The following is a 24,219-nucleotide window of genomic DNA, read 5'->3' as shown; positions in this document are numbered from 1 at the left end:
CAGCCGAATTAACCGAACTTACCAGCAGTAGAAGCAATCAAGAACGCTGCGTAAGTCACGATGTAGCCAACAGTGAAGTGAGCTAGACCAACTACACGAGCTTGAACAATTGACAGAGCCACGGGCTTATCTTTCCAGCGAACTAGGTTAGCCAGAGGAGTACGTTCGTGTGCCCAGACAAGGGTTTCAATCAACTCTTGCCAGTAACCTCTCCAGGAGATTAAGAACATGAAGCCAGTAGCCCAAACTAGGTGTCCAAACAGGAACATCCAAGCCCAGACAGACAGGTTATTCACGCCGTAGGGGTTGTAACCGTTAATCAATTGAGCAGAGTTAGCCCAGAGGTAATCGCGGAACCAGCCCATGAGGTATGTAGAGTTCTCATTGAACTGAGCCACGTTGCCTTGCCAAATACCTAGATGCTTCCAATGCCAGTAGAATGTCAACCAACCAATGGTGTTGAGCATCCAGAATGTAGCGAGGTAGAAGGAATCCCAAGCTGAGATGTCGCAAGTACCGCCACGACCGGGGCCATCGCAAGGGAAGGCATAGCCGAAGTCCTTTTTATCAGGCATCAGCTTAGAACCACGGGCATCCAAAGCACCTTTGACCAAGATCAAGGTGGTGGTGTGCAGACCTAAGGCGATCGCATGGTGTACCAAGAAGTCGCCAGGGCCAATTGTTAAGAACAGGGAGTTTGTACCAGCATTGATCGCATCTAGCCAGCCTGGTAACCAGACGTTAGCGTAGTTGGGCCATGCTGTGTAAGCAATACTATCTGGGTTAGATAGCAAGGTGTCTAAACCGTACAGTACTTTACCGTTAGCAGCTTGGACAAATTGAGCAAATACTGGCTCAATCAAGATTTGCTTTTCCGGAGTACCGAAAGCAACTACTACATCGTTGTGTACGTACAGACCAAGAGTATGGAAGCCCAAGAAAAGGGATACCCAGCTAAGGTGGGAAATAATCGCTTCTTTGTGCTTCAACACGCGCTCAAGGACGTTGCCCTTATTTTGCTCTGGGTCGTAATCACGTACCCAGAATATTGCTCCGTGAGCAAAAGCACCAAGGATCAAGAAACCAGCAATGTATTGATGGTGCGTGTATAGCGCTGCCTGAGTCGTGTAGTCCTTCGCAATAAATGCGTAGGAAGGCATGGCGTACATGTGCTGCGCTACCAAAGAGGTGACAGTTCCCAAAGCAGCTAGGTGAATACCCAACTGGAAGTGCAGCGAATTGTTATAAGTGTCGTACAACCCTTGGTGAGGCAGGTTGAACTGACCTTCACTATTGGTACCAGGTACTAAACCGGATTTGGAGTTCAGCATTTCTTTCATGCTGTGACCAATTCCGAAGTTAGTGCGGTACATATGACCGGCAACGATGAACAAGACTGCGATCGCCAGGTGGTGGTGAGCTATGTCAGTCAGCCACAAAGCTTCTGTCTGGGGATGGAAACCGCCCAAGAAACTCAGAATCGCAGTCCCTGCACCTTGCGATGTCCCAAATATATGTCCAGGAGTGTCAGGGTTTTGAGAGTAAACACCCCAGTTGCCTGTAAAGAATGGTGTCAAACCTGCTGGGTGGGGTGGGGTAGATAGGAAGTTATCCCAACCTACGTGCTGACCGCGAGATTCGGGGACAGCAACGTGAATTAAGTGACCAGCCCACGCCAAAGAACTAACACCAAACAAACCTGCTAAGTGGTGGTTTAGGCGATGTTCAGCGCTCTTAAACCATGCCAAGCTTGGACGGTATTTGGGTTGCAAGTGCAGCCAACCAGCGAACAAGAGTACAGCCGCGAATAACAGCAAGAACACTGAACCATTGTACAGTTCGCCGTTCGTCCGCATTCCGATGGTATACCACCAATGGTAGAGACCAGAGTAGGTAATGTTTACCGGATTGCTAGCGCCAGCTTGGGTAAAAGCTTCGATCGCTGGTTTACCAAAGTGGGGGTCCCAAATCGCGTGGGCGATAGGACGGATGTGAAGGGGATCTTTAATCCACTGTTCAAAGTTACCTTGCCAGGCTACGTGGAACAGGAGGCTGGATGCCCACAGGAAGATGATTGCCAAGTGACCGAAGTGAGTTGCGAAAATCTTTTGGTAAAGATTTTCTTCCGTCATGCCATCATGGGTTTCAAAGTCGTTGCCTGTAGCGATCGCATACCATATCCGACGAGTCGTCGGGTCCTGTGCGAGATCCTGGCTAAATTTGGGAAATTTTGTCGCCATAGGTTTAATAAATCCTCTGACCTTTAGCCATCAAGTATCAGTTCAATTTCGGATTTTGGATTAAATCTAAAATCCCTTTGGGTTTGGCAGTCGCTCATGGGGAGCCACTCCGTTGCGGGGTTCCCCCCGTTGAAGTGGCGTGGAAACCCCCAAGACCGCGCTGCCTCACCAGAACCCAAAATTTTGCTGATTGCTACCCTACTGAAAGGATGTGTGCATGGAAGAATGCCCAAGTTGTGGCAATCCCTCCTAAAAGGTAGTGAGCTACCCCTACAGCCCGACCCTGAATAATACTCAGAGCGCGAGGCTGAATTGCTGGTGCTACCTTCAGTTTATTATGCGCCCAAACTATGGACTCAATTAGTTCTTGCCAGTAGCCGCGACCACTGAACAGGAACATCAAGCTGAATGCCCAGACAAAGTGAGCGCCTAAGAAGAGTAGACCATAGGCAGACAGCGCACTGCCATAGGAATTGATGACTTGTGTAGCTTGTGCCCACAGGAAGTCCCGTAACCAACCGTTGATGGTGATGGCGCTTTGGGCAAAGTTACCACCAGTAATGTGAGTCACAGTTCCATCTGCATCTACGGTTCCCCACACATCTGATTGCATCTTCCAGCTGAAGTGGAAGATTACAATAGACAGGGAGTTGTACATCCAGAAAAGTCCGAGGAATACGTGATCCCAACCAGACACTTGACAGGTACCACCACGACCAGGACCGTCGCAGGGGAAGCGGAAGCCCAGGTTTGCCTTGTCTGGAATCAGACGAGAACTACGGGCATATAGCACACCTTTGAGCAGAATTAGGACGGTGACGTGAATGGTGAAGGCGTGAATGTGGTGAATTAGGAAGTCCGCTGTACCCAAAATAATCGGTGCAGCTGCCACTTTACCGCCAACAGCCAAGATACCGCCGCCAAAGACATAGCTAACTGGTTCTAGGGCATTGGGTGCAGTTGTACCAGGAGCCAAGGCGTGGATATTTTGTATCCACTGGGCAAATACTGGCTGCAACTGAATTCCTGTATCAGAGAACATGTCTTGAGGACGACCCAATGCACGCATTGTGTCGTTGTGGATGTAAAGTCCAAAGCTATGGAAGCCGAGGAAAATGCACACCCAGTTCAGGTGAGAAATAATCGCGTCACGGTGACGAATCACCCGATCCAGCAAGTTGTTTTGGTTCACAACTGGATCGTAATCTCGCACCATGAAGATAGCAGCGTGAGCCGCTCCACCAACGATCAAGAAGCCACCGATCCAAATATGGTGAGTGAATATGCACAACTGCGTGGCGTAGTCAGTTGCCAAATATGGATAAGGGGGCATCGCGTACATGTGATGCGCGATGATAATGGTCAACGAACCCAAGAAGGCCAGGTTAGTAGCCAACTGAGCGTGCCAGGATGTGGTCAGATTTTCGTAGAGACCTTTGTGACCTTCACCGGTGAAAGGACCTTTGTGATTTTCTAGGATCTCTTTAATGCTGTGACCAATACCCCAGTTGGTACGGTATTGATGACCAGCAACGATAAAGACAACTGCGATCGCTAAGTGGTGATGGGAAATATCAGTCATCCACAAGCCGCCTGTTACCGGGTTCAGACCGCCCTTGAAGGTAAGGAAGTCAGCATATTGACCCCAGTTCAAGGTGAAGAAAGGTGCTAAACCAGCAGCAAAGCTAGGGTACAGCTCGGTCAACAAGTCTTTGTTCAAGATGAACTCGTGGGGCAAGGGTATGTCTTTGAGAGCAACGCCTGCATCCAAAAGCTTGTTGGTCGGTGCGGACACGTGGATTAAGTGACCTGCCCATCCTAAGGAACCACAACCTAGCAATACTTGCAAGTGGTGATTCAGCATCGACTCCACATTCTGGAACCATTCCAGTTTGGGAGCGCGTTTGTGGTAATGGAACCAGCCTGCAAATAGGAATAAGCCTGCTAATACCAAGCCACCAATCGCAGTTACGTAAAGCTGGAAGGAGTTTGTAATCCCCCAACCACGCCATACTTGGAACAAACCGGAGGTGATTTGAATACCGTGGAAACCACCGCCAACATCACCGTTTAATATGTCTTGTCCCACAATGGGCCAAACGACCTGGGCACTAGGCTTAACATTTAACGGGTCGGTTAACCAAGCTTCGTAGTTAGAAAACTTCGCACCGTGGAAAATCATCCCGCTTAACCAAACCATCACTACGGCTAAATGGCCGAAGTGGGCTGAGAATATCTTGCGGGATATGTCTTCTAAATCGCTTGTATGTGTATCAAAATCATGGGCGAGTGCGTGCAGGTTCCAAATCCAGGTGGTGGTTTTGGGACCTCTGGCTAAGGATTTGTCGAAGTGTCCAGGTTGTGCCCATCTCTCGAATGAGGTACGAACCGGATCGTTATCGACGATTACTCTTGCCTTTTTTTCCTCTCGCTCCGGAGGACTTATTGTCATTCGACCTCCTCTCTTGATAAGGAATGAGGATTTATGGATACCACAAAATGAACCATTACCACATACTCCAGAATTTTACTGAAGCCGCGATGAAGACCCGATGTGGATAGTTGTTTCTGGTTGAATTATAGAGTCTTCACTTGTACATTGTTAGAGATATTTTAACAATAATTCAAACTTGTGGAAATATTGCTGGAATTCCTACCTGATCTGGCTTTTAACTGCAAACTAGTTGTACAAAAGTCAATAGCTTATCTATTTAATTTACAAAGAATAACAATTCGTAAAATTTATAGTTCGGCTGTATATAGAGAATGTTCCAGCTTTTACTGCTGTTACTCGTGAATATTTGTGTCATGTTTCAATGATTACAAGTAAAAAGCTGTAAAGAATATGACTTGTTTTAAAATTTCCTGAGATACGTAGGAAAACTTCTGGGAGGTGAGGCAGATTTCACCTTTTGGGCTATAGTTCCCTATGGACAGTTTGAGCCAAAATAATCTGTCAATCAATTTTGGATTTTGGATTTTGGATTGACACTTCGGCTTCTCTACGAGACGCTGCGCGAACGCTCAGTGCTGACCCCGACCAGTGTCTTCTCTAGAAGACGCTTTGCCAACGTAGCGGGACGAAGTACGGGTACGGGGCTCGAGCATTTTGGATTTCCAATCTTGGTAAGCGTTAGCTAGTCATACGCTCCTACGGACGCTCGTTCCTCGCTAACGCTAAAGCTATGCTATCGAGCGAATAAGTGGATTTGTTCCGCCCACTAGGGATAGGGCATGAACCAAAATAATCTAAAATCTAAAATCTAAAATTGATATGGTCAATTGTCAAAGACTATCACTGGGTGCAACGCATGAACTCGTGGCAGAAAAGGGTGTTAGAAAAGCTCCTCCCTAAGAGGTTCCCGATTTTCAGGTGGGTAATTACATTAGTGCTGGTATTAAGCTTGACCAGTTGTGGCGAAAAAGTCAAAAGCCAGGAAGTATCTACTGGCTATAAAGAAAACCCTGCACAGATTTCTCAAATTTCAAAGCAATTTTCGGAAGTTTCCCCACCAGCTGTTATCCAAGAACTGCGGACAATTTTGGAAGTTTATCAGCCACAAGTGACAATTGTTACTCCAAAACCTGATGAAGTTTTTCAAGACAATAAAATCACAGCCAGTTTCCAGGTTAAGGATCTACCAATATTTAAAGACCCAGAATTACAACTAGGTTCCCATCTACACGTAATTCTGGATAACCAACCTTATATACCTATTTACGACCTGAATCAGCCCTTGCTTTTGCCAGACTTGTCTCCAGGGACTCATACCCTGCGCGTCTTTGCCTCCCGTCCTTGGCATGAAAGCTTTAAGAATGAAGGCGCTTATGCCCAGACAAGATTTCACGTCTTCACCAAAACCGACGACAACAACTCAGATCCTAAATTACCGCTGCTAACTTACAGCCGTCCTCAAAGCAGCTACGGAGCAGAACCAATCTTACTGGACTTTTACCTAACTAACGCTCCTTTGCACCTTGTCGGCAAGGAAAACGCCAATGATGAATTCAGTGATTGGCGCATCCGCTCCACAATTAATGGTGAAAGCTTTATTTTTGATCGCTGGCAAGCAGTTTATCTTAAAGGCTTCCGTCCAGGAAAAAACTGGGTAAAACTGGAATTTCTCGATAACCAGGGAAATCCTGTCAAAAACGCTTTCAATACCACAGTTAGATTGATTGATTACCAGCCAAAAGGTAAAGATACTCTGTCGAGAATTGTTAGAGGAGAACTCACAGCAGATGAGGTGCGCGGTATTGTAGACCCGAATTATAGACTTGCACCTAAACCTACACCCTCCATTGAAAAAACACCCCAAATACAACCGGAGGTAGAAAAACAGCCCATTCCTGAAACTGAAATTCCAAAAGAATCTAAAACACAGCCAGAACAACCAAAATTAGAAGTTCCAACGGCTGCACCATCTCCCAGCTTCTCCCCAACACCACCAGAAATAATTACGCCAACACCAGAACCACAGCCAGAGGTGATACCAACTCCTGAATCAACGCCGTTACCTGAAAAAGTTATACCTCAGCCAACAAAACCGAGATTTGGCGGATTTTTTAACCGTCAGACGCGCAAGACGCCCATTCCACAAGTAATAATTGCACCATCTCCTAATTTGCCACCCATGCTGCCAGAGATTATCGAGTCTCCTGCACCAGAAACAATTACGCCAAAACCAGAAGCACAGCCAGAGGTAACACCAACTCCTGAATCAACGCCGTTACCCGAAAAGGTTATACCTCAGCCAACAAAACCGAGATTTGGCGGATTTTTTAACCGTCGGACGGGCAAGACGCCTATTCCACAAGAAACAGTTGCACCATCTCCTAGTGTGCCACCCACGCTGCCAGAGATTATAGAGTCTCCTGCACCAGAAACAATTACGCCGTCACTAGAAGCACAGCCAGAGGTAACACCAACACCTGAATCAACCCTGTTACCCAAAAAAATCGCTCCTGATTCAGAAAAACCAGAATTAAAAAGATATTTCAACCCGCATCAGTTCCCAAATGCAACACCATCTCCGGGTTTACCAGCTACACCTACCCCAGCAGTTCCCGAAACTACACCAGAAGAGAAGTAAAAAAATAATGACTAGCTTAACTAAAGACACTCAACTGTAACTCTTGCGCTAAACCCTCAACAAATGCGATCGCTGCTACAGGATTACCGATATTATCCAACCCAGGACTATAGCAAGCGATCGCACCCTCACCTGGTACTATTGCTATAAGTCCACCACCAATCCCTGATTTCATCGGTAGACCAATCTTGACTGCAAACTGAGCAGAAGCTTCGTACAGTCCACAAGTTAACATCACAGCATTCACAATTCGGCGGTTTTGTACTGAGAAACAGCTATTTTCATCAGCTAGGAGTTTTCCCAAAAGGGCTAAATCTTCAACTTGCCCAGATATACAGCATATTTGCTCGTAAGTGTCAAGTGCTGTTTCCAGATTTTCTAGATAACCTGTTTCGGCGAGATAGTTTGCGATCGCTTGATTGGCTTTTGAGCGAGTTGATCGCACTGAAGCCAGCATTACCTCATCTAACCTGAGTTGACAACCTGCTAATTGATTGAGCCATTGACAAAATAAAAGAGTGCGATCGCTTGCGTCCTTTCCTGGTAATTTATCAGCGAGGGTAATTGCCCCACTATTAATCATCGGGTTGCGGGGGCGGCCGCGATCGGCAATGAGTTGTTCTAAAGAATTGAAGGGTGTATCCGATGGTTCAACCCCAACCCATCCAAAAACTGTTTTTGCTCCTAGATGTTCTAGTAGATAAAGTAGAGAAAATGTCTTAATAACGCTCATTAGCGGGAAGATACAAGCTGTATCACCAAAGCTGATAGCTTGTCCTGATTCGCAGCAGATGTGAACTGCAAACCAACCAGGATCAGCCAAAGCTAACTGCGGAATGCGATCGGCAACTTGTCCTGGTTCAGCTTGGGTTTTGGCTAGTTGCACCCACGCTGATAACTTCGTATTAGTTAGTTTGTCAAGTCCTTTCAAATTGTAAATTTTCTAAAAGTTTATTTATCAAATAGCAATTATCTTAGCTTTAACCGGGCAGGTAAAAATAAGAGTTGGAGAGGTATTTTGCGTAAGTCCTGTATCTAACTCTCCTGCAATTAAACTTAGATGGTTTTGTCTAAGTCTCTAGTAGCAACACACGGTAATATATGATTATTTTTCATTGGCCTATTTCAGAAAATTACTATAAACATCCTCTAAGAGCAAAGTAGACTTTATGATTCCCCGTGTCAGAGCGCCAGAATTAACGCAAAATTACTCTTGGCTCAACACCGATAAACCCTTGTCTCTCAAACAACTTAAGGGTAGAGTCATAATTTTAGACTTTTGGACATATTGTTGCATTAATTGTCTGCATATTCTGCCAAACCTAAAATATTTAGAACAAAAATATAAAGATAGCCTTACCATTATCGGCGTTCACTCCGCCAAATTTGATAACGAAAAGGAAACAGAAAATATTCGCCAAGCTATCCTGCGCTACGACATTGAACATGCAGTTATAGTTGACAGAGGTTTTCAGATTTGGCAAGAGTATGCTGTGCGTGCTTGGCCTACGTTAATAATTATTGATCCAGAAGGTTATGTGATTGGCCAGATTTCTGGTGAGGGAAATCGTGACACTTTAGACGAGTTGATTCAAAAGTTAATTCAGCAACACCACGAGAAAGGCACAATTAATTTCCAAGAAATTAGCTTGACTTTAGAAAAACAGCGCCAACCATTAATCACACCCCTAGCCTTTCCTGGTAAAGTTCTGGCTACCCAAGCGGGTTTATTCATTGCTGACTCTGGACATCACCGCCTGATTATAAGTAGCTTTGACGGAGAAATTTTGCACTTGATTGGTACTGGAAAATCTGGCTTAACCGATGGTTCGTTCAGCGAAGCGCAGTTTTTTGCACCACAGGGAATGGCATTTGATGCAGAAAATCAGATTCTTTATGTTGCTGATACAGAAAATCATGCCCTGCGGCGAGTTGACTTGAAGCGCCAAGTAGTCGAAACTATAGCCGGAACTGGTGAACAAAGCCGCAATATCCGTCCTCATGGCGGTGCTGGTTTAGAAACTGCGCTGAATTCCCCTTGGGATTTAGTGAAAGTGGGACATACCCTGTTTATTGCAATGGCTGGACCCCATCAGATTTGGGAAATGGATTTAGAAACTAGCATCATTAAAACTTATGCTGGTACTGGTGCAGAAGCTTGCATCGATGGTTCACTTGCTGAATCTGCCTTTGCTCAACCCAGTGGGATCAGCACAGATGGGCAAGAATTATATATTGCTGACAGTGAAGTTAGTTCAATTCGTAGTATTGGAATTGTAGAACCGTACCAAGTCCGAACCGTTTGTGGTAACGGAAGTTTATTTGGTTTTGGCGATGTTGATGGACAAGGTGAAGATGTCCGTTTACAACACTGTCTAGGGGTAGAATACGTCCAGAATTACCTGTGGGTAGCAGATACCTACAATCACAAAATTAAATTAGTGAGTCCTAGTGGGAATTGTCAAACAGTTTTAGGAGATGGTACTAGTGGCTTACAAGATGGCAAGGGTAAGAATAGCCGCTTTTTTGAACCTTCGGGATTGAGTGCGATCGCTTCTTTTTTATATATTGCCGATACCAATAATCATGCCATCCGCCGTGTAGATTTGAATACTCTTGAGGTGACGACGTTACAATTTCCTGGTTTATGTGCGCCAGATGTTTGTATTCCGCCTAATTTATAGAATGATAATATCACGCAAAGACCCAAACTTTTCATTGCGCCTTTACGTTATATTTTAAAGAGAATAAATTAAATAGTGCTACTGTCAATTAAAGTTTGAAAGGGATAGATTTAAATTTTTCATCCTCAATTATAAAATTATCTGCCTTGATCCCTTTGGGTGTATCAAACAGGAAATCTATAGAACGAGCTTCATCTTGAGAGAAGGGTTTACTTAACAATTCAGTATCATATTTGTACTCTCTCTCTTTAACATCGTATTTGTTGCCTTTTGAGTCAACTAATTTTGAGAATGCAAGACTGAACCATGCATTATCCTCTCGTTGTCTTTTGCCACTTGTATTTTTAACAGTTACAGAAACCACTGTCCAAACTTCAGCTGCTTCATATGTACTGTACTTCCCTTGAATTTTCTGTCCTGCATATTTAACGCCTGTGACGCTAACTTCCCAACCTTTGCGATTAATTTTGCCGTTAACTGCTTTTGAAACTGGTTCAATCTTAGTAGTATCGGCGGCATTTGCTTGAGATGATGAAGGCTCTAATTTGGCTTGTTGCGGAGGTGTACAGGCAGAAATGATAAGTAACAATACTGCAATAGATAGATATCTTAATTTATTCATGGTTGCACTCTAGTTATATATCGAAACCTCTTTAACCCTTTTGAGAGGTTTGTTATTATAATTCCCAAAAATTGATCAACGTTAACAAATGATAAAATTTCAGAAGCAGAACCACCTCTAATTTTTGAGAATAAGCCAAGGCAGTCAGAGGTTACAGCCGAACTATAACAATCTTATTTGATTTGCTTTTCACCGAGAGGTTCAGATCCCCGACTTATTGAAGAAGTCGGGGATCTTTTTGTTCGTAACTTATTTATGACTGCTATACAAACTATCTTTAATAGCTTGAATATCAATATTTTCACTAAATTGATGTTGAGAACTTGATTCTAAAAACAAAAATCCTCTGGTTTAAGCCAGAGGATTGTCAATTGCACCACTAATAACTTTAGTCTCATCACATCTAAGTTTTAACTTTTATTCAGGGCAGCCCTTAATTGCTTAAGCAGCTTACCAACTTCTAAAAATTGTGGATCTTTTGCAAGTTTTTGAATAACTTTAGGACTGCTTTCCATCACAATCTTGTTGTAAGCAGTAATAGCATCATTTAGCTTTTTTATATCCACATTTGGTGTTTCTCCATTCTGGGCTATTACTAAATCTGCCATTAATCCTTTATTGCTGGCAACTTGCTGCACTGGTTGTAATTGTCCTACAGGAACGCCTAATACAGATGCTGATTTATTTCTGGCTAGAGCCAATAAAGCATTTACCAGTGATGCTACAGATGGTGATGATACTCCTAAACTAACTATAGAAACCTGTAGCTGATTAGCTGCTGCTTCCGCATTCACCCCACCCAGTAAGATAACTAAAATGATAGCAGCCGGGCTATTTGCATCCGGATTTTGATTGAGTATATTAATGACAGTTTCATTCAAATTATTCTGAACTTCTGTTGCTACGTTAATACTACCATCACTACTAAATTCAACTTCAACCCCAGGTGCAGGTTCAACAAATGGCTCTGAAGATCCTGGGTTAAAATTATCCCCTGATGAGGAAGTAGAATCTTCACTAGTTCCCGTGACGCCAGCACTACCAGCATTTACTTTAGTAGACCCACCTACTAGATAAGTAAATAAGATTAACGTGAAAGTAAGAATGAGAGAGAATTTTTGTTTCTTCATTGTTTTTATTGTTAATGAAACTCCAAAATAACTCAGTAGTTAAAACTGAAAACTGTACCCTGCACTCAGGGAGAAACCTAGACCAGTATTAAGATTGCTACTAACATCCGTGAAAATAGTATTGATAATTATAGGTGTCTTCTTGAAAGGAGCAAAAGATGCACCCATATTGAGACGATTTCCAGTCCAGCTACTTACTAAAGATATTTCAGGTATAACTCTCAAACCTAAACCAGCAAAAAGATTCGCAGGATTTTCATCTGCTGCTATTGCACCTTTAGAACGAAAAGCGCCACTGCCAAGTCCTACAGAAACAGTCAAAGGTAATTTGTTATTAGGGTTATTTGATTGCAGTGTAAATGACTTGCTAACTACTCCATAAATGGTATCTTTAGCTTTGTTAACATCTCCCCATTTAATAGGATTTGACCAACCAATAGCTACAGCTGTACCATCACCCAAATATTTGTGTAGCTTAAAACCTACACCGCCACTATCACCAAAATCAAAACTCTCACCACCACCTACACTAGTAATATTGACATTAACTTCCAATCCTACAGATTTAACTGCATCTCCCAAACCAAAACCAACAGACAAAGAACCATCTACCCTATCTTTATCCTCATCTAAAGGGAAAAATAAACCACCGCCAATATAGGCTTGGCCAAAACTTGCACCATAGGCAGAAGGAGTACCAGCTGTTGAACCAGGGGCAGCTTTTGGCGATTTACCTAGCCTCACGATGGGATCAATTAAAAGTTCTTGGCGTAATTTATTAGTCTCACCAAAAGTATCACCCGAAAATTCTGAAGAGTCTATTTGTACGAAAAGTTGAGGTTGTTTCTGCTTTAATACATTAGTCTGTTTTAAATACAAATCAGTATTACTAATTGGATAAGCAGATAACTGTTTTGCTAAACTATCATTAATCTTTATCTTTGTTTGAGATTTAAGCCAAAAGTTTTTTCTAGAAAAAGAATTGCTGAATGTTTCAGACTTAAGGTTACCAATAAAACTATTACTAATTCTTACAGTCTCTAATTTAGTCACACGATTACTTTTTTTAAATGCCAACAACCTTTGCCGCAATCTGATCTTTTTTTGCTGTGAATTAGGTTCCGATACTATGGAAGATGCTTTAATATTTTGATACACACTCAATTTAGCCTCTTGATTTTCAGAAATAATATTATCTGCTGCAACTGCCGAGTTTGTAAAAATAGCTGTCAACAGTAGAATAAAAGTTATCAAGATTGTCCTTATGTTCCAATAAGTATAGTTAATACTAATAATTTGATAAGAATTACTACCATTGATAATTTTTTGTATTTTATCCATCAAAATATTCCTTCTATAAAAGTATTTACGGTAATACAAAAGAAATTTATACGCAAAGCATCCTAATTGAAACTAGTAATATTACTGAAATGTAACCAATTAACCCGGATTTCTTACAAGAGAAATCCGGGCGTAGCTGTTCTGATTTCATACATCCCAGGCGTAAAGCTCTCCAGTAGTTCACATAAAGTTAAATCTGGCTGCTGCTGCGGCTTGCTCATCGTCAGAGCGTAGTTTACCGCACTTCTCTACGAGACACTGCGCGTAGCTTGCTTTCCCGTAGGGGTACGACAGGCTCAGTGACCACCGTAGGTAGGCATCGTCTGTCATTCAACTTTTTGTCAAATCAATGTCAAAATCTTTATTTGACAAGCATTACAGCCTTGATTCATTCTCACGGCTCATTTAAAACTGCTATATAAGTATCAATGCTGCAAATGTTAGAATTTTATCTTGATAATCCTAATCAACCCGAATCACTTTTAGATGATATTTGTAAAATGATACAAACAACATGAGGACTATTTTCCACATCACCAAATACCAACAATGGGAACAAGCAAAAAATATCGGTAGCTATCACGCTGATTCGCTAGAGAGTGAAGGCTTTATCCACTGTTCAAAATCAACGCAAATACTCAAAGTTACAAAGAGATTTTTTAATAATCAACAAGAATTAGTGCTACTTTTTATTGATTCTGAAAAAGTGGAAGCTGAAATTCGTTATGAACCTGCTGAAATAGGGGAATTATTTCCTCATGTTTATGGTGAGTTAAATATTGATGCTGTGTATCAGGTGATTGATTTTGAAGCTGGGGAAGATGGTTTATTTGAGTTGCCGCAAGAAGTGATAAATTTAGAATAATGAACCGCAGAGCCGCAGAGGACGCAAAGGAGGCGAGATAAGAAGTCAGGGGTTTTATATGGGTGTGTATATTGATAAAATGGCCTTATTGTTGGATTTGCAGCAGCCAGGGCGAATAGAATTTGCAGCTATACCAAACAAAGTTCGCCTCCGCGGAATAAGGGCAAATTAAGATTTTGAAACCTACGTTCGCGCAGCTCCGTAGGGAAGGTGAGTAAAGTCTCGTGTAGACGCAGTTTCTAATCGCCCAACTATAAGCATTCCGCGCTTTACTTAAAGAATGGGAATTAATCTAGACCAATTGTGACTGAATTTCATTTACAAATCCAAGAAAATAGCGATCGCTTGCCAACTCCAGTGGAGAATGATGCACCTAGCTTACTTCCCTCCAGAAATACCATACACTGCATCAACGCCAAAGGTGATCGCCTTGACCGTTACCTTTGTCAAGAATTACCAGATTTATCCCGTTCCCGCATCCAACAGTTAATCGAACAGGGTAATGTCCAACTTAACGACAAAGTTTGCACATCAAAGAAGATCAATGTCAAGGTAGGCGATCGCATCGCTCTCGAAATACCACAAGCCCAACCCTTAGAACTGCTTGCAGAAAATATCCCTCTAGATATCCTCTACGAAGACGACCAGTTACTTATTCTCAACAAACCCGCAGGCTTAGTTGTCCATCCTGCGCCCGGTCATCCAGATGGCACCTTAGTAAATGCCCTGTTGGCACATTGTCCCAATTTACCAGGAATTGGTGGAGTCCAACGTCCAGGAATCGTCCATCGATTGGATAAGGATACAACGGGGGCGATCGCGATCGCAAAAACAGAAATTGCCCATCATCACCTACAAGCGCAACTCAAAGCAAAAACAGCACGGCGAGAATACTTGGGCGTAGTTTACGGTGCGCCAAAAGCTGAAAGTGGCACAATTGACTTACCCATTGGTCGCCATCCCCAAGACCGAAAGAAAATGGCTATCATGTCTGTTGAACAAGGTGGACGATCTGCCGTCACTCATTGGCAAATACTAGAACGCCTCGGTAACTATACATTAATTCACTTCCAACTAGAAACCGGACGCACCCATCAAATTCGTGTCCATAGCGCCAAAATGGGTCATCCCATTGTCGGCGACCCAGTTTATAGTTCTGGTCATTCAGTAGGTGTAAATTTGCCCGGTCAAGCACTGCACGCTTGGCGACTAAAATTACAGCATCCCCTATCTGGCGAGATGATTGAGGTGACAGCTACCCCTCCCACCCAATTTACAAAACTTTTGGAGATGCTAAAAAGACGAATTGCATCTTAACCTTTTTTATTCAAAAGCGATTTTCTATATGCTCCTTAGCTATTTTCCCCATCCAGCCCCAGCATGAGAATCTTTTGGTGCTATTTGATTCTACTCAAATCTTGACTTTATCTAGTTTTAAATCTACTAAGCGACGACCGGGCAAGGTAGTTAGGCAAAGTGCCTAAAGTCACAGCAAAACACTTTTCAAACAACCTCTAAGACGTGCATCTAAAAAACGACTAGCGTGCATCAGACATGGGATAGAGTCTGTTTCACTAGTAATACCTAAATGAAACTCCCACGTAACCCAAGGCTTATGCACGCTATAAAATTATCAAATGGATGTATTAGCCAGCCACCGACCAAAAATCGTTATTTAATTCCTGACAGTTGCCGATAAGGTACAGACTTTTCGATATCGATGTTGTATGGCGAGATCCGTTGTGGAGCATTGCCAGTTGCATTGATACTTTGTGCCATATTTAAGAAGAGAGATGGATCTCCAGCCTTGGGTTTTTGCTCTTGTGGGAGGAATCTGCGTACTTCTACCTGCCAAATGATTTGGGGGAAGCCCAGTTTAGCACGGTGGTAATCTTCGTATCGCGGAGACTTGATGTTGAATGGCAACTCACCCTCAGATTGGGATGGCAGTATCCGACGCCGCTGATAGGGCACTGTGGAGTATCCAAAATTGCTTAGGTACTCTTCAGTATTCAAAACTTCATCAATGAAGCCTACAATCCCCTTGGTAGCAACTACAATTGACCAAGCGATTTTTTCGCGCTCGTTGTATGGGTCGCGTCCTAGAACCCGCTGGATCACTTGCTCAACAAAGCGATAATTATTGTTGAGGTCGTAGAAGCTTTTCTTAAAGGTATTGGAAAGCACTAACCCACGAATAAAGTCCCGCACTGTAATTTGTCCATTACGGAGTTGGGATTCTAGGAATGTTTCGCGATCGGCAGAAAAGGCATAAAAGAAAAGTTGACGATACGCTGCTTCGATCAGATCACCTAAATCTGACGGGGACAGTATATTGTCTGTAGTAAAAATCCTGGGCTGTTCATCACCCGGTACTTCATATGCAGCTACACGCTGATTTTGACTTGAAGGGTCATATGTTAACAGAGGAATTGCCACTCTAAAGCCTCCATGTTCTTAATTAAAGTTAACAACTTTAAATCATATATTAAGGGAGTAGTTAGATCAGAACCTGAGATTCTGATAAAATTTCACGAAACTTAACTAAGGGTAATTTAAGTATTCGTAGGAAAAACAATTAGCCTGTTGGATTCAAGCCATAGCTAATTAATAAAGGGAGTGAGGCTTGCGGCTTAATGACTATGTAAATGACTAAAAATTTTCTGCACATATTTCAGATTAGGAGATTCAGTTTCACCTTTTTGAACTCAAGCAATAATTTTTAACATTTAGCAAAAGAAATTAATCGGGTATGGAGTATTGCATTAGTTATTCTCCCTGATCTATATCCCCTACCTGCTTCGGTGACCTATCCAAAATTCTAAGGGATCTATAGTTGACTTACAGTAAGGCCAGCTACGCAAAGTTGCTTCCATCCCTACCTCCCAGTAGGGTGGTTCCAATCCCAGTCCTAAACATAGATGAGATAGGATGCTAGCAAACTGCTGATTATGACCAAAGTCTCCTAGATGGGCATGGGCGTATTCATGGACGACTACACCAAACCAGTCTCTAGGTGCAACTCGACCGACATCTACCAGAATAGTGATTGGGTTTGTGAAAATGTTGCACAGCCCGTCTATGCCGAAGGATTGAGCTATGGGGACTGCAAAAACTTGGATGTGGCGACGCTCTTGGGGATGAAAGCACTCATGACAAACTTCTAAGTAAGTGTTGATCTGAGCGTTAACGCTGTTAATATTTTCACCGATCCAAGTGCAAATGGGGATGCGATCGCGCAAGTTATCAAAGACATCCACCATACCCGGTTCTAGAGCAAGTCCCTGTACCCGATGCAGATAATCTCGCCCACGAGTAAAAGCATCAGTTCCTTTAAGAATCATTCACCAGCCCAAAACTGAATAAAACTCTCTTTTTTCCAGAACATCCTCCCCAAGTCTTTCTATTACCTGTTCTGTGTTGGAAACCTCAACAGAAGTTTCAATGCGGGTTTCAGTACAAAACGATGCAGTGCTGAAGCCGCCAAACCGTTTTACTGTACTGGTTCGCATCCGCATATTTGGGCTGGCGAACCAGAATCTCTCAATGGAACTCATTGTTTCGTATTCGGTTGTCAACACTAGTCCATCTTCATCATCCATGTGAAAAAGACCGACTACAGGCATAATTTCGGCGTAGCCTCTTTCGCGAAGTAATTTGCCAATCCTTGGGTTATCGCCATCAGGCACGATCGCAAATATGGTTTTTCCCTGATGGTTCTCCTCATCCTCTCTATCCCAAGCCATTGTGCCTAGCCAACGCACCCGTGACCCCCCTACTGATAGGCTGGGGTCAATCTGATGATACTGGCACAGTTCAATGATTTCTGGATGATTGGCATCCAGAGTTTCTACCTGTATATCCGATTCTCCCGTCTCTGAACGCTTGAAGGCCAGGTGATGAGTTGCCCGTTGCGATCGCCACTTACCAGCACTTAGCTGAAAAAATTCCATTGCGTCTATCAATCTTCTGACTCCTACTTATTACTCCTGCGGATGATATTTTACAGGTTTTTTCTTTTTAAAGTTGTTGCTATATAAACATTCTAAACTTTACAGCGATTAGTGGTCAGCTTGAATAAACTCCCTATAAAAGGAGAGGTAGACATCTTGTTATCTAATTGTAAATTTTTATGAGCTTCATTTGTTATGGCTTGACAATATGGAAATTTTAATATCTCAGTGCTAAAATAGTGGAAAGCGATGTTTACGACGGCCTACGCGTTCACACTAGCAGTAACAACAAATACCCTTCGATTCAGTAAATCAGAGGAATGGCTCATGGACTTCCCAGTCGAATTAACCTTAGAGCAACAGTTTCGCTTACAAAATTTGAAAGACCAGGTAAAGAATTTGAATCAAGAAGAGGCTCAGGAATTTTTGTTAGAAGTTTTACGGCAGATGATGGTGAAAGATAATTTGGTCAAACATCTGTTAAAACAAGCTTGATCAAGTAAAAAACAAGATTTTTTCCTCAAGACTTACGCAATGGTAGAGTTCCATTAAAATGCGTAAGTCTTATTTTATTGCCCAATGACGCTTAATGACTCGCTCTAAGCGTTCACGTAGCGTCTCGTAGAGAAGCCATGCCGCATTTACGCTGCGCTATCGCTACCACGACGCTAAAACCACGGCGCTGGCTCCCCAATACTTCTCTACCAGAGGCTGCGCCAACGACGCCGCTGGTTACTGAGCGTAGCCGAAGTATCAGTACAAGTGCCCAATGCCCATTTGGCTAAATTTGATTTTTTTGTCAGACTAGCCGAATTACAGGTAAATATTACAGATTATTACTTTGTCTCTCATAGTAAAGACTAGGGTACTATTGATCCCCTATGTTTTTCATTGGCTACTCGCAGTTAATCTGATCGAGAACAGGCCAGAAATAATATCCGCCATTTGTGAATATTAAGGAGAACTCATGGTTCTTGATGCTTTTTCTAAAGCTGTAATTACAGCAGACGCCAAAACTGCTCCTATCGGTGGTGCTGATTTAGCAGCCCTCAAGTCTTTCATTGCTGATGGCAACAAGCGCCTTGATGCTGTAAATGCGATCGCCAGCAACTCTAGCTGTGCTGTTTCTGATGCCATTGCTGGGATTGCCTGTGAAAACCAAGGTTTAATTCAAGCTGGTGGTAACCTGTACCCAACTCGTCGTCATGCTGCTTGCCTACGTGATGCCGAAATCATGCTGCGCTACGTGACCTATGCGCTATTAGCTGGTGATTCTTCTGTTTTGGATGATCGTGCTTTGAATGGGCTGAAAGAAACCTACGCAGCTTTGGGCGTCCCCACCGGCTCTTCTGTTCGTGCTGTACAGCTTCTGAAGGCTATTAGCGTTGCCCACATCACCAATACCAACACTGAAGCTAACGCTGGTAAAAGGTTCCGCAAGCAAGAAGTAATTCAAGGCGACTGCTCTGCTCTAGCTGCTGAAGCTGCTAGCTACTTTGATCGCATTATTTCTGCTCTGAGCTAATAGCTCATGGCTAACGGCTATTAGCCAAACGAACTGAAATTCAAACCCGATCAAATCCAATTTGGAGTATAAAAAATAATGAAATCAGTTATCACCACAGTTATTACATCTGCTGATGCAGCAGGTCGTTTCCCATCTACCTCTGACCTAGAATCCGTCCAAGGTAGTATTCAACGTGCTAATGCTCGTCTAGAAGCTGCTGAAAAGCTGGCTTCTGGGATCGATGCTGTAGCTAAAGAAGGTTATGATGCAGCCTTCAAGAAGTATCCTTACTTGAACCAAGACGGTGAAGCTGGCGACACCCAAGGTAAGAAAGATAAGTGCCTCCGCGACATCAAGCACTACCTGCGCCTAATCAACTACAGCTTAGTTGTGGGTGGTACTGGGCCTTTGGATGAGTGGGGTATTGCAGGCGCTCGTGAAGTCTATCGCTCTTTGAATCTGCCTACTGCTCCCTATGTTACCGCAATGACTTATACCCGCGATCGCGCTTGCGCTCCTCGTGATTTGTCTCCTCAAGCGTTGGTTGAGTTCCGCAATCTCCTCGATTACGTAATCAACTCCCTGTCATAGTGACACGGATTGACTAGACTTAGACGAGCGATTGTCATACTCTAGAACTAGGGACTCTCAGTCTGTTGCTTTGCCTAAATTAGGTTGAGTAATCTACTTGGAGTCCCTCAATTGTGATTAACAGGGAACAGTTATCAGTTAACATTTATTTCAGCTAATTCCCATGTATTGAACTCATTGTCATTAGCTACATCTTTTAAGTCTCTGGCTTCATTCCTATCCCCCTTGAAAATAAATTCCAAAGCTAATAGCTCAAGTCAGTTTCAACGGACTAATTAGAGTAAGTTTGAACTGACGTTGACTATGCATTCCCAGATTTTAATTGTAGATAAACTACGGGTTTTGTGACTATTTTACTATTATCAAATGTGAGTAATGACAGGGATTGAACTTGGGGAATTTAAACAGGAAAATTTTATTTTATGACAATAGATTCTCTATTTGAACAGTTAAAACACCCCAACCCCAATCTGCGGGAACGAGCCATGTGGGAACTGGCTGATGTCCGTGATGAAAATACTATTCCTCGGCTGATGAGTATTTTGGATGAAGAAGATGTAACCTACCGTCGAGCTGCGGTAAAGGCGCTAGGTGCGATTGGGATAGATGCTGTACCATCACTAGTAGAGTCATTAGTGAATAGCGATAATGCGACCATTCGGGGCAGTTGTGCTAAGTCCCTGGCACAGGTCGCCGCCAACCATCCAGACGTACCCTTCCCAACTGAGGGCTTACAGGGATTAAAAACAGCGCTTAATGACCCAAATGGTGTTGTTTATATTGCATCTGTGATGGCTCTGGGTGAAATTGGTTCCCCTGCCTTTGAAATTTTAACTGAGGCTCTAAAAACAACGGATAATGTTGCGGTGGCTGTGGCGATCGTCAATGCACTCGGTTCGATGGGTGATATCCGGGGAGTGGAAGTGCTGACGGCATTGACTAATGATGAATCTGCCGATCCATATGTTCGAGAGTCAGCAGTGAGTGCCTTGCCCAGATTAGATCAGGTGATTAATTATAAGAGAGGGTAGCGATCGCTTTTAAATATAATTACTTTAATCAATCCCAGTAGGGTAAATACATAAAATGGACAGACTGAATGTCACCTTGAAGTAATGGTAGTACTAAACAAGTAATGATGCATTGGAGTAATGTACAAAATACGAAATAGCACCAATGTGATTCTCCAAATTGACGACTAGCTCTCACCAAAACAGGACTTACGCAAAAATTACTAAAAAGCTTAATTTATCAGAACCGCCATCTCTGCAAGAGGCTTCCACCAACGCGCAGCGTCTCCAAGAGTTGACGTAAAGAGCGCCTTTGTGTTGCCAAAGTGATCGCTCAATTTCACCAAATCAAATCGATGTACTGTAAAGTACAGCGGCAAGAGTTTATTACAAGTAGATGCTCCTGGGGAGCTTGCACCCTTTGGTTGAAGTTAGGGGAGGAAAAATCGAAGGCACAACCAAACAAATCTTTAGTATTTGCTTTAATAATTAGTGATAGTAAATGTGCATAGCTCTATTCCCAAGCATCTTCCTCTAACTGTCTCTCAATTTGAGAAATCGCCAACTTGAACACTGCCTGAACTCCCGCTTCCCCTTCCTTGGTCAATGCGGCTTGCAGGGGTTCTAAGGAAGTGCGATCGCCAATCTTCATCAATGCCAGGGCTGCCGCTTTTCGAGTTTCCCAATCGGCATGATCCAGTAACTCAATCAGGTTAGGAATCGCTGGTCGATAGGTTAGGCTACCCAAAGCAGCAGCTGCTTCACACCGGACAATTGCAGATTGATCAGTGAGGGCATTAACTAAAATATTAAATGCTCCTTCTTGGGTACCTTCTTCAGCTATTTTAGCGATCGCACCCACCACCGCAGCGCGAACCTCAGCCGAGTCAGAGTTAATCTCTTGATATAAATATTCCTTCGCCTCTGCTCCAATAAATCCCAACGCCCATACTGCATATCCTTTGGCACTTTCTGGATACTCGCTTGACGCTAAGATTTTTAGTAATGCTGGCACAGCGGCCTTACCTATCTTGGCCAGCGCTCCCACCGACGAGGCTTTAACCACCATATCTTCATCATTTAACAGAGCCTTCACCAAGGTTGGAATTGCGATCGGGTCAGCGATCAGTGTCAAGGTTTTGGTGCTAGCTCTGCGTACAACTGGGTTTGGGTGATTTGCTACAGCTTCCATCAATAAAGGGGCCGCTGGTTTACCGATTTTACCCAATGCCTCTGCAAAACTCAACCTAACCATCCCCCGTGAGTCTCCCATACTCTCAATCATCTGCTTGAGTAGGTCTTGGTTATCAGGGTTGAAGGTGTTTAAGCCTAATTGCTCACTCACCGCTGCAAATAAAGCATCAGTTTCTGCCTGAGACAGATTTAACGAATCCTCTCCGGATTGAGTTTTGGAGTTGAGCATATGACTTATAACTAAATTATCAAAATGGATTATTAGTTGCTGAGGTTTAGGGCAGCTTGCTGATTACGGAGTTCCTGGAGGGCAGAATCAATCTTGGCAAGCTCAGGCTCCAGTTTTGCCATCACATTTACTCTCATCAACTTAGCCCGTTTTGCTGTTTCCGTAGTTTCTTGAACTAGACGTTCCCGATACTGCTCAAGTTCTGCAATAACTTCTGCTACATCTTGAGCGTTTACGTTATAGGTTGTTGTGAGTTCTGAGGTTTCATCCATAACTTTTGTTTCCTAAATGCGTGTTTATATGAATGATGTGTAATCAGTGTTCGACTATCGTTTGTGTTTGGTTACTCACTAAAGACCAGCACTTAGCTGTTACATAGAACCGAACAATTGGCAAGAGGCAACTAACTAATAACTGACGAATGCATATATTCCGATCTTCTCAGATCGCGTTACCACTGGTAAAGCTTTTTAACGTAAATCTTTAAAAATCTAAGCAGACCACAGCCTTCTATGCAAGTTCGGATAAGTCTTTTAAGCTTTTTTGATTAAAAGTGCCGCAGCTACGCCCATCGTAGACATCGCACTAGCATGGTCTAGCACAGGGCAAAAACCCTTCAAGAGGTTTCCTCTAGTGGAAAAATATCTCCCCGCAAGTAAGACTCAAAGTTTTTCTTAAAGTATTGAATGCTCGTGACATTCGGTTCATCGCTTTCCGTTGGGGTGAATTCATAAATTGGTACTTTTTCTCTCACCAGCTTGACCAACCTAGGATGAAGCTGCTCAAAAGAATCTACTCTAAATATTGTGGTTTCAAATCTTAATTTAGCTGGATGAGCATATCCTAACTTCATCCAGGGTAACCAAGGACAGTCCCTCGCCCACTTAGCAGGAGGGACTTCAGTTGCATCGGGTCGGCAAGTATTTGATATAAAGTACTCAACTCCCTTAAACTTTTCTCCAGGGCAATAGTCTGAATATTTACTATCTCCTGCTAAGGGATGGGGGTATTCTAAAGGAATTTCCATGACAGAGGTAATATATCCGCTGCCTTTGGGTATGACAAATTTTTTTGGTTTAACTGAGCCTTGGACAATGCGGTTAGCAATGTGGACTACTGGTACTGCTTGACTTGCTGTTGGTGATTTCCAAAAGTGGAGAATCTCTTGCGTATCCGAGTTACAAAATAAACCTAACTCTCTATTGATACGATACCCAACTTCACCGTGTTCAGGATCAGGTTTGAGAAATACTTTGGTAGCATTCATCCCAATAATAGAGAACAATTTTTCCTTTGGTAAATCTGGTGTTTGTTGCCACAAAATTTCCCCAGACCAGTTGTAATAAAGCTGTAACCCATGATTTTTTCTGTAAAAATCGAGGTTATTAAATTCGTAGTCATATAAATAATCATTCATATAAAACTTTTATCATCCTCAAATGGCTTATTTATTTATTAAATTACACCCCATTAAGGCGGTGATAAGGTAATTGTTGGACTAGGCGAATTGTCTTTATCAGGATTACTTGTAAATGCTGAAAATAAGATAACAATGAAACCTAAAACAAAGTACAGCCCAACAAAAGTACCGATTACTTTCATAATACCTCCAGCTACACCTCCCGCTATGTCACTACTTGTAATCTGTTGTTTATTCTTAATTTCTTCGTAACTGCCCAGGTAGGAATGTCAGGAATATTCCCATGAGGGAAGAAAGATGGTAGTGTTCAAGCATGAATCCAGAAGAAAAAGATCAAAAA

Annotated in this window: 21 protein-coding genes; 8 read left to right on the top strand and 13 right to left on the bottom strand. The window is 42.9% G+C overall.

What is annotated here, in order from left to right:
- Positions 1 to 8: 8 nt before the first annotated feature.
- The gene (gene psaB / locus V7K21_RS05535) at positions 9 to 2,240 is read right to left on the bottom strand and encodes a photosystem I core protein PsaB (protein ID WP_335172286.1); all 2,232 of its coding nucleotides are present in this window, start codon (positions 2,238 to 2,240) and stop codon (positions 9 to 11) included.
- A gap of 193 nt (positions 2,241 to 2,433) precedes the next feature.
- On the bottom strand, positions 2,434 to 4,692 hold the full coding sequence (psaA, locus tag V7K21_RS05530; protein ID WP_335172285.1) for a photosystem I core protein PsaA: 2,259 nt from the start codon (positions 4,690 to 4,692) through the stop codon (positions 2,434 to 2,436).
- 859 nt (positions 4,693 to 5,551) lie between these two features.
- On the opposite strand from psaA, the gene V7K21_RS05525 reads away from it, so the two are divergent.
- The gene (locus tag V7K21_RS05525) at positions 5,552 to 7,333 is read left to right on the top strand and encodes a hypothetical protein (RefSeq protein ID WP_335172455.1); all 1,782 of its coding nucleotides are present in this window, start codon (positions 5,552 to 5,554) and stop codon (positions 7,331 to 7,333) included.
- A 16-nt stretch (positions 7,334 to 7,349) separates the two neighbouring features.
- On the opposite strand, the gene glsA is transcribed toward V7K21_RS05525, so the two are convergent.
- On the bottom strand, positions 7,350 to 8,264 hold the full coding sequence (gene glsA / locus V7K21_RS05520) for a glutaminase A (protein ID WP_335172282.1): 915 nt from the start codon (positions 8,262 to 8,264) through the stop codon (positions 7,350 to 7,352).
- 238 nt (positions 8,265 to 8,502) lie between these two features.
- Here glsA and V7K21_RS05515 point away from each other — a divergent pair, with 238 nt between their 5' ends.
- Positions 8,503 to 10,017, top strand: coding sequence for a thioredoxin-like domain-containing protein (locus V7K21_RS05515; protein ID WP_335172280.1), 1,515 nt, complete (start codon positions 8,503 to 8,505; stop codon positions 10,015 to 10,017).
- Positions 10,018 to 10,105: 88 nt separating this feature from the next.
- Here V7K21_RS05515 and V7K21_RS05510 read toward each other — a convergent pair whose 3' ends face one another.
- The 4 genes from V7K21_RS05510 to V7K21_RS05495 all read right to left on the bottom strand — a co-directional run bounded on the left by V7K21_RS05510 (position 10,106) and on the right by V7K21_RS05495 (position 13,440).
- Entirely contained in the window at positions 10,106 to 10,639 is a 534-nt protein-coding gene (locus V7K21_RS05510; RefSeq protein WP_335172277.1) for a DUF4352 domain-containing protein, read from the bottom strand.
- A 410-nt stretch (positions 10,640 to 11,049) separates the two neighbouring features.
- A complete protein-coding gene (locus tag V7K21_RS05505; protein WP_335172275.1) occupies positions 11,050 to 11,769 on the bottom strand; it encodes a hypothetical protein in 720 nt (239 codons plus the stop codon).
- 39 nt (positions 11,770 to 11,808) lie between these two features.
- The gene (locus V7K21_RS05500; RefSeq protein WP_335172273.1) at positions 11,809 to 13,110 is read right to left on the bottom strand and encodes a hypothetical protein; all 1,302 of its coding nucleotides are present in this window, start codon (positions 13,108 to 13,110) and stop codon (positions 11,809 to 11,811) included.
- Between the two features lie 180 nt (positions 13,111 to 13,290).
- Positions 13,291 to 13,440, bottom strand: a complete 150-nt coding sequence (locus tag V7K21_RS05495) for a hypothetical protein (protein ID WP_335172271.1) — start codon at positions 13,438 to 13,440, stop codon at positions 13,291 to 13,293.
- 184 nt (positions 13,441 to 13,624) lie between these two features.
- Here V7K21_RS05495 and V7K21_RS05490 point away from each other — a divergent pair, with 184 nt between their 5' ends.
- Positions 13,625 to 13,975: a DUF952 domain-containing protein gene (locus V7K21_RS05490; protein WP_335172269.1), complete on the top strand. Its 351-nt coding sequence runs from the start codon at positions 13,625 to 13,627 to the stop codon at positions 13,973 to 13,975.
- A 399-nt stretch (positions 13,976 to 14,374) separates the two neighbouring features.
- Positions 14,375 to 15,292: an RluA family pseudouridine synthase gene (locus V7K21_RS05485; protein WP_335172453.1), complete on the top strand. Its 918-nt coding sequence runs from the start codon at positions 14,375 to 14,377 to the stop codon at positions 15,290 to 15,292.
- Between the two features lie 354 nt (positions 15,293 to 15,646).
- Here the strand turns inward: V7K21_RS05485 and V7K21_RS05480 are convergent, their stop codons facing one another.
- From V7K21_RS05480 to V7K21_RS05470, 3 genes are all read right to left on the bottom strand, one after another.
- On the bottom strand, positions 15,647 to 16,414 hold the full coding sequence (locus tag V7K21_RS05480; RefSeq protein WP_335172267.1) for a phycobilisome rod-core linker polypeptide: 768 nt from the start codon (positions 16,412 to 16,414) through the stop codon (positions 15,647 to 15,649).
- A 353-nt stretch (positions 16,415 to 16,767) separates the two neighbouring features.
- Positions 16,768 to 17,319 (bottom strand): hypothetical protein, encoded by a 552-nt coding sequence (locus V7K21_RS05475; protein WP_335172265.1) that lies wholly within the window; start codon positions 17,317 to 17,319, stop codon positions 16,768 to 16,770.
- Positions 17,320 to 17,937 (bottom strand): phycobiliprotein lyase, encoded by a 618-nt coding sequence (locus V7K21_RS05470; RefSeq protein WP_335172451.1) that lies wholly within the window; start codon positions 17,935 to 17,937, stop codon positions 17,320 to 17,322.
- Between the two features lie 318 nt (positions 17,938 to 18,255).
- Between V7K21_RS05470 and V7K21_RS05465 the strand changes: the two genes are divergently transcribed.
- The 4 genes from V7K21_RS05465 (at position 18,256) to V7K21_RS05450 (ending at position 21,057) form a co-directional block, all read left to right on the top strand.
- Positions 18,256 to 18,423, top strand: coding sequence for an NblA/ycf18 family protein (locus V7K21_RS05465; RefSeq protein WP_298919627.1), 168 nt, complete (start codon positions 18,256 to 18,258; stop codon positions 18,421 to 18,423).
- Between the two features lie 472 nt (positions 18,424 to 18,895).
- Positions 18,896 to 19,453, top strand: a complete 558-nt coding sequence (locus V7K21_RS05460) for a bleomycin hydrolase (RefSeq protein ID WP_335172263.1) — start codon at positions 18,896 to 18,898, stop codon at positions 19,451 to 19,453.
- Positions 19,454 to 19,531: 78 nt separating this feature from the next.
- Complete coding sequence (locus V7K21_RS05455; RefSeq protein WP_334690180.1) at positions 19,532 to 20,026, top strand: bleomycin hydrolase; 495 nt, start codon at positions 19,532 to 19,534, stop codon at positions 20,024 to 20,026.
- A 422-nt stretch (positions 20,027 to 20,448) separates the two neighbouring features.
- The gene (locus tag V7K21_RS05450; RefSeq protein WP_334970180.1) at positions 20,449 to 21,057 is read left to right on the top strand and encodes a HEAT repeat domain-containing protein; all 609 of its coding nucleotides are present in this window, start codon (positions 20,449 to 20,451) and stop codon (positions 21,055 to 21,057) included.
- A 493-nt stretch (positions 21,058 to 21,550) separates the two neighbouring features.
- Here V7K21_RS05450 and V7K21_RS05445 read toward each other — a convergent pair whose 3' ends face one another.
- From V7K21_RS05445 to V7K21_RS05435, 3 genes are all read right to left on the bottom strand, one after another.
- Positions 21,551 to 22,459, bottom strand: coding sequence for a HEAT repeat domain-containing protein (locus V7K21_RS05445; RefSeq protein ID WP_335172261.1), 909 nt, complete (start codon positions 22,457 to 22,459; stop codon positions 21,551 to 21,553).
- A 32-nt stretch (positions 22,460 to 22,491) separates the two neighbouring features.
- A complete protein-coding gene (locus tag V7K21_RS05440; protein WP_335172259.1) occupies positions 22,492 to 22,731 on the bottom strand; it encodes a hypothetical protein in 240 nt (79 codons plus the stop codon).
- A gap of 344 nt (positions 22,732 to 23,075) precedes the next feature.
- Entirely contained in the window at positions 23,076 to 23,876 is an 801-nt protein-coding gene (locus V7K21_RS05435) for a DUF1838 family protein (RefSeq protein ID WP_335172257.1), read from the bottom strand.
- Positions 23,877 to 24,219 lie beyond the last annotated feature (343 nt).

Source organism: Nostoc sp., assembly GCF_036919595.1.
Classification (GTDB): Bacteria; Cyanobacteriota; Cyanobacteriia; order Cyanobacteriales; family Nostocaceae; genus Nostoc.
The sequence above is the reverse complement of the archived record's forward strand: the minus strand, read 5'-3'. Positions and strand labels throughout refer to the sequence as shown.